Origin of the sequence: Anaerotaenia torta, assembly GCF_050433395.1 — a bacterium.
GTDB lineage: Bacteria > Bacillota > Clostridia > Lachnospirales > Lachnospiraceae > Mobilitalea > Mobilitalea torta.
The window spans coordinates 139,526-148,808 of record NZ_JBNPXH010000016.1; the positions used below are offsets into that span (position 1 = coordinate 139,526).

Below are 9,283 nucleotides of genomic sequence, written 5' to 3' on the forward strand. Positions count from 1 at the left end.
TTTTTATGTAAAAATATGGCTAGTATTTGCTTGCATTCTTCGCGGCGGTTTGCTACAATGAACCTGTGATTAAAACCTGCCGGAACACAATCAGCAGGACATTCTTTTTTCTGTTTTATTCGTATCAGGAGTTTGCATTACCTATCATTTATCTCCATTTATTTCAGACGCTTCCCATGATGATCTTATACAAATTCAATGTATGCAAATAATTTCAGATATTTCTGCCTTCTGGACGTTCTCGGTTCTTTGTTTCCTTCAACCATCCCAGACAAAGGAGTATGATTCATAGCAATTTCACAGTGGTTTCTAAGTAATTATCCGGACTTCATCAGGTATTCCCGGTGCATGTTTGCGGGCATACGCATAGCTGCTTTTATAGAGGGCAGGGAGAAGGGGACGGATTCACAAATACAATATAAAAGGAGGATTTTACATGATTCAGGTTTTGAAAGAAACCACATCAAATTACCACTATTTTGTCAGTCAGCTGATAGAGGGGGTATCAAAGAGGATGGGAGAGAGATACAGCATTCAGGTCTATAAGGTAATGAAGAATAATTCCCTGGAGCTGGATAGCCTGGTAATGCAGAAGGAAGGAGAGAATTTTGCGCCGAATATCTATCTTGAGCCTTACTATGAGGCACATCTTCAAGGGGTAAGCATCTCCGAGCTGGCAGACCGGATCAGCAACATTTACCGGAGCAGTGACTACGCCGTAGTTGATGATAAATTTGACTTTACCTTTGAGAACATGAGGCCTCATATCATATACCGGTTGGTAAGCTATGAGCGGAATGAGAAGCTCCTGACGGGAATACCCCATGTCCGGTATCTGGATCTGGCGGTTACCTATCATTGCCTGGTGCTCAGTGATGAAGATGGAATTGGGACAATCCGTATCACCAACGAGCATATGAAGAAATGGAAGGTGGAGCTGTCCCAGCTTCAGGAGGCGGCAGCCTGCAATACCCAGAGGATCTTTCCCGGCACAATAAGGAAAATGGAAGATGTAATAAAGGGAATAATCAGCGGAGAGTTTGATGAGTGGCAGGGTGAAATCAAGAGAAGACGGACAGCCAAAGCAGAAGGAAGAATGGAGGAGAGCAGGGAAACAGAAGACAGAACGGGGAAGCTGAAAGAGGGCAGGCAGGATACGGATCATGAAGAGGGGTACAAGATGTACATATTGTCCAATACCAGCGGAATTAACGGGGCCTCCTGCCTGCTGTATCCGGATCTTCTCCGCGACTTCTCAGAATATATCCAATCCGATTTCTATGTTTTTCCCAGCAGCATTCATGAAGTGATTCTTCTTCCGGCGGCCGATAAGAAAAGCGGTCAAAGATATGCAGAGATGGTTCGCAGCATTAATGCAACCCAGGTGGCAGAGGAAGAAGTGCTGTCGGATGGTGTATATTTTTATTCCAGAACGGAAGGGTTAACTCTGCTTTAGCTCAAGTTTTTTGAGAAATTTAGATCATTATACATTTTTTTGTTTCAATATTTTTTACAATGTGTTATAATAATGAATTGACGAATATGATTCGGGTGCCAAAAGCGGCTTTCGGCACTCGAACCATCATACATTAATTTTCATCAATGGGGTTTCTGTCGTGGTATAGTATCCCACGCATAAGCTGAATCATCGGAACCGGCTGCAGTTCATGCGGTATTCTTTCCATGGTTCAGCTTATGCGTGTGATGCTCTATCACAGGAACCAGGTTTAAAAATTTAAGGAGGATATTTCAATGGCAAGGAAAATGAAAACAATGGATGGTAATAATGCTGCGGCACATGTGTCATATGCATTTACTGATGTTGCTGCTATCTATCCTATTACCCCCAGCTCCGTTATGGCCGAAGTAACTGATAAGTGGTCGGCCGAGGGCAGAAAGAACATTTTCGGACAAGAGGTAAAAGTAGTAGAGATGCAGTCTGAGGCGGGAGCTGCAGGTACGGTTCACGGTTCTTTGGCAGCAGGTGCCCTTACTACAACTTTTACTGCTTCCCAAGGTTTATTACTTATGATTCCCAATATGTATAAGATGGCTGGTGAGCTGCTCCCGGGTGTAATCAATGTATCTGCCCGTGCGGTTGCAAGTCATGCATTATCCATCTTCGGTGACCATTCCGATATTTATGCATGCCGCCAGACAGGATTTGCAATGCTGGCAAGCAGCAACCCTCAGGAAGTTATGGATCTGGGAGCTGTGGCGCATCTGGCAGCAATTAAGGGAAAAGTGCCTTTTCTGCATTTCTTTGACGGTTTCAGAACCTCCCATGAGATCCAGAAAATTGAAGCCTGGGATTATGAGGATCTGAAGGATATGACGGATATGGATGCAATTGATGCATTCCGCCGCAACGCTTTGAATCCCGAGCATCCGGTGCTTCGCGGTTCTGCACAGAACCCCGATGTATTCTTCCAGGCAAGGGAAGCATGTAATACATATTATGATGCGGTTCCCGGTATTGTAGAGGAATATATGAGCAAGGTGAATGCCAAGATCGGTACCGATTACAAGCTGTTTAACTACTACGGCGCAGAGGATGCGGATCATATCATCGTAGCTATGGGTTCTGTTAATGATACGATTGAAGAGACCATTGATTATCTCAACGCCAACGGTTCCAAGGTAGGTCTGGTAAAGGTTCGCTTATACCGTCCTTTCAGTGCAAAGCGTTTAGTAGAATCCATTCCTGCAACTGTGAAGAAGATCACGGTTCTTGACAGAACTAAGGAACCCGGTGCTTTGGGCGAGCCTTTATATCTGGATGTGGTTGCAGCCTTAAAGGATACCCAGTATGCCAATATCCCGGTATTTAACGGCCGTTACGGCTTAGGTTCCAAGAATACCACACCTGCACAGATTATTGCAGTTTACAAGAATACGGATAAGAAGACCTTTACCATCGGTATCAAGGATGATGTCACCAACTTATCCCTGGATATTACCGAGAATCCCAATACAACACCGGAAGGAACCATCAGCTGCAAATTCTGGGGCCTTGGTGCCGACGGTACCGTAGGTGCCAATAAGAACTCCATTAAGATTATTGGTGATCATACCAGCATGTATGCCCAGGCTTATTTTGATTATGACTCCAAGAAGTCCGGCGGCGTTACCATGTCCCATCTGAGATTTGGTAAGAAGCCCATTAAATCCACCTACTTAATCACAGAAGCTAATTTTGTGGCCTGCCACAATCCTTCCTATGTGAGAAAATATAATATGGTACAGGAATTAAAGGACGGCGGTACCTTCCTTCTTAACTGCAGCTGGAACATGGAAGAGATTGAAGAGCATTTACCGGGACAGGTAAAGCGTTATATGGCAGAGCATAATATCAAGTTCTATACCATCGACGGAATCAACATCGGTAAGGAAATCGGTCTGGGCGGACGTATTAACACCATCCTTCAGGCGGCCTTCTTCAAGCTTGCCAATATTATTCCGGTAGAAGAGGCTGTAAAATACATGAAGGACGCAGCAACCGCTTCCTATGGCAAGAAGGGGGAAGCAGTTGTTAAGATGAACCACGATGCCATTGACCGCGGTCTGACCGGTCTTCAGGAAATTAAGGTTCCCGAGAGCTGGAAGAATGCAGAGGATGAGGATATTCTCATCAGATTTACCGAGGGAAGAAAAGAAGTGGTTGACTTTGTAAACGGTGTCTTAACACCCGTAAATGCTCAGCAGGGTAATGATCTTCCGGTATCCGCATTTGCCAATGCGGCGGACGGCACACTGCCCCAGGGCTCCTCTGCTTTTGAGAAGCGCGGTATCGCTGTAGATGTTCCGGAATGGAATCCGGATAACTGTATCCAGTGTAACTTCTGCTCCTATGTATGTCCTCACGCTGTAATCCGTCCGGTTGCCATGAATGCGGAGGACGCTTCCAAAGCTCCCGAGGGAATGAAGAAGCTTCCTATGACCGGTGTTCCCGGCTTTGAATTTGCAATGACAGTATCCGCTCTTGACTGTATGGGCTGCGGCTCCTGTGCCAATGTATGTCCTGGTAAGAAGGGTGAGAAGGCTCTCGTTATGAAGCCTCTGGAATCCCAGTTAGAAGAGCAGAAGGTATTTGATTATGGTCTTACTCTGGAGGTTAAGCCTGAGGTGGCAGAGAAGTTCAAGGATGTTACAGTAAAGGGAAGCCAATTTAATCAGCCTCTATTGGAATTCTCCGGCGCTTGTGCAGGCTGCGGTGAGACTCCTTATGCCAAATTGGTTACCCAGTTATTCGGTGACAGAATGTTTGTAGCTAACGCAACAGGCTGTTCCTCCATCTGGGGCGGCTCCTATCCTTCCACTCCTTATACAGTGAATAAGAAGGGTCACGGTCCCGCATGGGCTAACTCCTTGTTCGAGGATAATGCAGAGTACGGATACGGCATGGCTCTTGCTCAGCAGGCTCTGAGAGAAAGATTAAAGGATAAGGTTGCGGCATTGGCTGGATCTTCATCGAATGAAGGGGTTAAGATGGCAGCAGAAAGATACCTTTCCACTTATGAGAACGGCCGTGAGAATGCCGGTGCGACCAGCGCTCTGGTTCGTGTGCTGGAATCCTGCAGCGGTGCAGAAGGAAAGGACATCTTAAAGGATAAGGAATTCCTGTCCAAGAAGTCACAGTGGATCTTCGGCGGTGACGGCTGGGCATATGATATCGGCTTCGGCGGCTTGGATCATGTAATTGCCAGCGGCCAGGACGTTAATATCTTAGTATTTGATACCGAGATCTACTCCAATACCGGCGGACAATCCTCCAAGGCTACTCCTACGGGAGCAATCGCTCAGTTTGCGGCAGCAGGTAAGGAAGTAAGGAAGAAGGATCTGGCAGCAATTGCCATGAGCTATGGCTATGTATATGTGGCACAGATTGCCATGGGTGCGGATTACAATCAGACCATCAAGGCATTAATTGAAGCAGAGAGCTATAACGGTCCTTCCATCGTTATCGCATATGCGCCTTGTATCAACCATGGTATTAAGGGCGGCATGGGCGTATCCCAGACAGAAGAGAAGAATGCGGTAGCAGCCGGTTACTGGAATATGTTCCGCTTCGATCCCCGTCTGGCTGAGGAAGGAAAGAATCCTTTCACTCTGGACTGCAAGGCACCCAGCGCAAGCTATCAGGATTTCATCAAGAATGAGGTTCGTTACAGCTCCTTAATCCGTCAGAATCCGGAGAGAGCAGAGGTTCTGTTTGCCAGTGCGGAGAAGAATGCAATGGCTAAGTATCAGCATCTGGTGAAGCTTTCCAATCTCTATTCTACGGAAGCATAATGAAATAACCGGACCGCGGCAGCGGTCAGAATATCATTGTTATATTTAAAACAGGCAGCAGACCGGTCATATGGCGGGTCTGCTGTTTTATATTTATGCAATAACAGGAATTATTATCAGATATATCTTGAAAAATGTTGATTTTTGATATAATATGGTAGTATAGGAAGAGAGCGGTACATTCCTAAAGAAGAACTCTTGAAGGGGGAAACGGTTATGAAAGGCACTGTAGTTTCAACGTGGGTTGAGTCGTGTAAAGTGCTATTTGGCAAGGAAGTGGTCGGTAAGGCCCTGCAATATTACCATCTTTCACCGGATGTGGTGTTTTCACCGCTGGAAGACGTGGATGATAAGATTGCTTTGGGAGTAGTAGATCAAATCGGTGAATATGTAGGAAAAGATCATGAGGAAATATGGAGAATAATGGGCGAACAGAATATTTCGACCTTCAGCAAGAGTTATCCCGGTTTCTTCCGCCATGAGTCTGCATATCAGTTTCTGAAATCTATGAATGATGTGCATGTAATCGTTATGAAGCGGTTTAAAGGTGCCGTACCGCCAATCCTGGATGTTACGCCTTTATCCTCCCATGATATTTTGTTTACCTACCGGTCCAAGAGGGGGATGCATCACTATCTCTTCGGACTGATTAACGGAGTCGCTCATTATTTTAATGAAAAGATCAATGTTCAGCTGCTGGAGCAAAAGGAGGGAGAGGTTCAGCTTAAGCTGACCTTTGAGAAAGAGATCCAGTATACGAAGAGATATAGAATTAACCAGTTCTTCTCCTTTGGTGTTATAAAAAATGTTACCATGAAGACAGCAATTGTGAACACCCTGTGCCTGCTGCTGGTATCTCTGCTGCTGATACCCAATAAGCTGCTGGCAATTCCCATGGGGATATTCTCATTTCTGATCTCCTATCTGTCCTCCTATGTCTTCCACAGCCCCCAGAGGCTCATGCGGAAGGAGATTGAGAAGCTGGCCGATTGCGATTTTGTAGAATATCTTACGATAAAGACGGATGACGAATATGAGACAATTATGTCACAGATCAATGACATTAAGATCAGAGTTCAAAAGGATTTCATTAATTTTAATGCCATTGTGGATGAAATGTATACCTTTAATCATTCGGTAACGGAGATTGCCCATACCATGCAGGCTACCTCCAACGACATTACGGCGGTGCTTGATGAAGTGGCTGTAGCGGCTACCACCCAGGCGGAGGATACGGAGCGTTCCGTAGGCATATTAAGCGACAGCATCCGGAATGTAACCAGGATCTCTGCTGAGAGTCAGGAGAACGAGACGAAGATTGAATCGGCCATGGACAAGCTGGAGAGCAGCTTCAGCAAGGTGGACAATACGACCCTGGAGATCCAGGCGGTGCTGAGTAAATTTAATGTAATCCGTACCAATAGTGACGAGCTGCGCAAGAAGGCGGAGGGAATGATGCAGATCGTATCCATCGTTTCTTCCATTGCGAAGCAGACGAACCTGCTGGCGCTCAACGCTTCCATCGAAGCGGCCCGTGCCGGAGAAGCAGGAAAGGGCTTTGCCGTGGTGGCGGAGGAGGTCAGAGGTCTTTCAGAAGAGACTAACAAGGCTGTAAATCAGATCAACCGCAGCCTCACGGAATTTGTGGAAAATATCGGCGGTGTGGTAGGAGATATCGATGTCCAGTATAAGATACTGGAGTCGGAGAGCCAGAGGCTCAGTGATGCGGTTAAGACCTCCAGTACGGCCAACGCCAATCTGAAGGCGGTATCGGATCTGATGATTGAGACTTCCCAGGAGCTGAAGGTGGAGACGGACAGCATTGCCTCCCTCTTTGACAATATGCACAGTCTGGCGGCGATTGCAGAAGAGAATTCCGCAGCGACAGAGGAAGCAAGCTCCAATGTTGCAATCTATGTGGACCAGATCAATGAACTGACGAACCAGATCGCGGTATTTGACCAAATGATCAAGAACTTCCAGGAAGATTTGAGCAGCTATAAGATATAAGATTGATTAAAAGGGGCCGTTGCAAAACCAAATTTTGTAATGGCCCTTTTTTTATGAAGAAAAACAAAAATGCGGATTCCTAAGAATCCGCAAAAATGGTATAATTAGTTATGCGAATAACACAATTACACAATAAAAATTATACCGAATTTAATGACGGATATCAACTCTTTTTACCATTAAATTTGGAAGGTCTGATACCGGAAAATGATTCTATCCGACTGCTGAGCCACTTATTGGAGGGATTGGATTACACAAAGTTGTACAAGGCTTACTCTTCTATCGGAAGAAATCCAGCAGTGGAACCAAAGATTATGTTCAAGATTATGACCTATGCGTATTCTCAAAACATTTATTCCACCCGTAAAATCGAAACAGCCTGTCGCCGGGATATCAACTTCAGGTGGCTTCTGGCCGGACAGCCAGCTCCGGATCACAGCACAATCAGCCGTTTCCGACATGACTATCTGGCAGATGAAGTTCTGGAGGATTTGTTTTACCAGCAGGTGATGTCCCTTTATCAGTTGGAGGAAGTCCGGTTTGAACATGTCTTTATCGATGGGACGAAGATCGAGGCAAATGCGAACAAGTATACCTTTGTCTGGAAAAAGGCAGTGTTAAAGAATGAGGAAAAGATGCTGGAAAAGGCAGAAAAACTCATTGCAGAGATCAACCTTGCCGAAGTCAGGGATTTTTCTTTTGATAAGAGAAATGCTGTCCAGGACATCAACACCGTTCTGTCCTGGCTTTCTTCTGAAAAAGCAGTAAGGGGTATTGAGTTTGTTTATGGTACCGGCAAGAGAAAAACAGAGCTTCAGAAATGGATGGAGCAGCTGGAGGAATACAAAAAGCGTAAGGAAAGCTATGAACTCAGCAAAGAGCGGATGGAAAACCGGAACAGTTATTCCAAGACCGATCCGGATGCGACCTTTATGCACATGAAAGAGGATCATATGAGGAACGCCCAGTTAAAACCCGGATATAATGTCCAGATCGCAGTAGAGAGTGAGTATGTAACAGGGGTGGGTATCTTTCAGGAACGTTCTGATGTGGCAACGCTGATACCGATGCTGAACAGGATGTTTGAGCGGATAGGACATAAATATACCAATGTAATTGCTGATTCCGGGTATGAAAGCGAAGAGAACTATCTTTATCTTGAAAAAGAAGGAATTACACCATACATCAAGCCACAAAGTTATGAGTTATGGAAGAAAAAGAGTTTTAAGAAGGATATCCGCAAGCAGGAAAATATGAGATATCTGGAGGAAGCAGACGCGTATGTTTGTGCGAATGACAGGATACTGTGGGCAGTGGGAACCAGCCACAGGAAATCGGTATCAGGATATCGTGCAAAGCAAACGGTATATGAATGTGAAGACTGTAGAGGCTGCTCCTATAAAGAAAAATGTACGAAAGCCAAGGGAAATCGGCGGATGGAGCTTTCCAAAGTATTTATTGAGAAGCGCCGAAAATCCCATGAGAACATAACGTCCGAGAAAGGGATTCATTTGCGGATGAACCGGTCGATCCAGGTAGAGGGAGCGTTCGGAGTGCTAAAGAGTGATTATGAATTCAACCGATTTTTAACCCGTGGTAAAACTAACGTAAAAACGGAATTTATGCTGCTGTGTCTGGGGTATAACATAAATAAACTACATGCAAAAATCCAGAAGGAACGGATTGGACAGCATCTACATCCAATGAAAGAAGCCATGTAAAAGTAAAGAATCGCAAATGCTTATTAAAGTACGCTTAAAAATAAAGAACGAATACAAAACCAGGGACATTTACACGGATGTCCTGTTTTTTATATCCAAAAAAGGGAGCGTGCTGCAATCTAACTATAAATGTTAGTTTTTGCAACACGCTCTCGTTACACTTATTAACTCAAACTTCGCACATAAATTTTAGCTATGCACCTTGAAAATTCAATACCTGGCAGTTATTCAGTTGTCAATGTTCAGACTTTATGCAGCTT

At 45.0% G+C, this 9,283-nt stretch carries 4 protein-coding genes; all 4 read left to right on the forward strand.

The annotated features are described in order from the left end of the window. Nucleotides 1–436 precede the first annotated feature (436 nt). The gene (locus HNQ56_RS22015; RefSeq protein ID WP_429150470.1) at nt 437–1,456 is read left to right on the forward strand and encodes a DUF5688 family protein; all 1,020 of its coding nucleotides are present in this window, start codon (nt 437–439) and stop codon (nt 1,454–1,456) included. A 296-nt stretch (nt 1,457–1,752) separates the two neighbouring features. Continuing rightward, on the forward strand, nt 1,753–5,292 hold the full coding sequence (nifJ, locus tag HNQ56_RS22020; RefSeq protein ID WP_429150471.1) for a pyruvate:ferredoxin (flavodoxin) oxidoreductase: 3,540 nt from the start codon (nt 1,753–1,755) through the stop codon (nt 5,290–5,292). Between the two features lie 216 nt (nt 5,293–5,508). Continuing rightward, nucleotides 5,509–7,302 (forward strand): heme NO-binding domain-containing protein, encoded by a 1,794-nt coding sequence (locus tag HNQ56_RS22025; RefSeq protein WP_429150473.1) that lies wholly within the window; start codon nt 5,509–5,511, stop codon nt 7,300–7,302. Nucleotides 7,303–7,412: 110 nt separating this feature from the next. Then, nucleotides 7,413–9,023 (forward strand): IS1182 family transposase, encoded by a 1,611-nt coding sequence (locus tag HNQ56_RS22030; RefSeq protein ID WP_429150474.1) that lies wholly within the window; start codon nt 7,413–7,415, stop codon nt 9,021–9,023. Nucleotides 9,024–9,283: the final 260 nt, after the last annotated feature.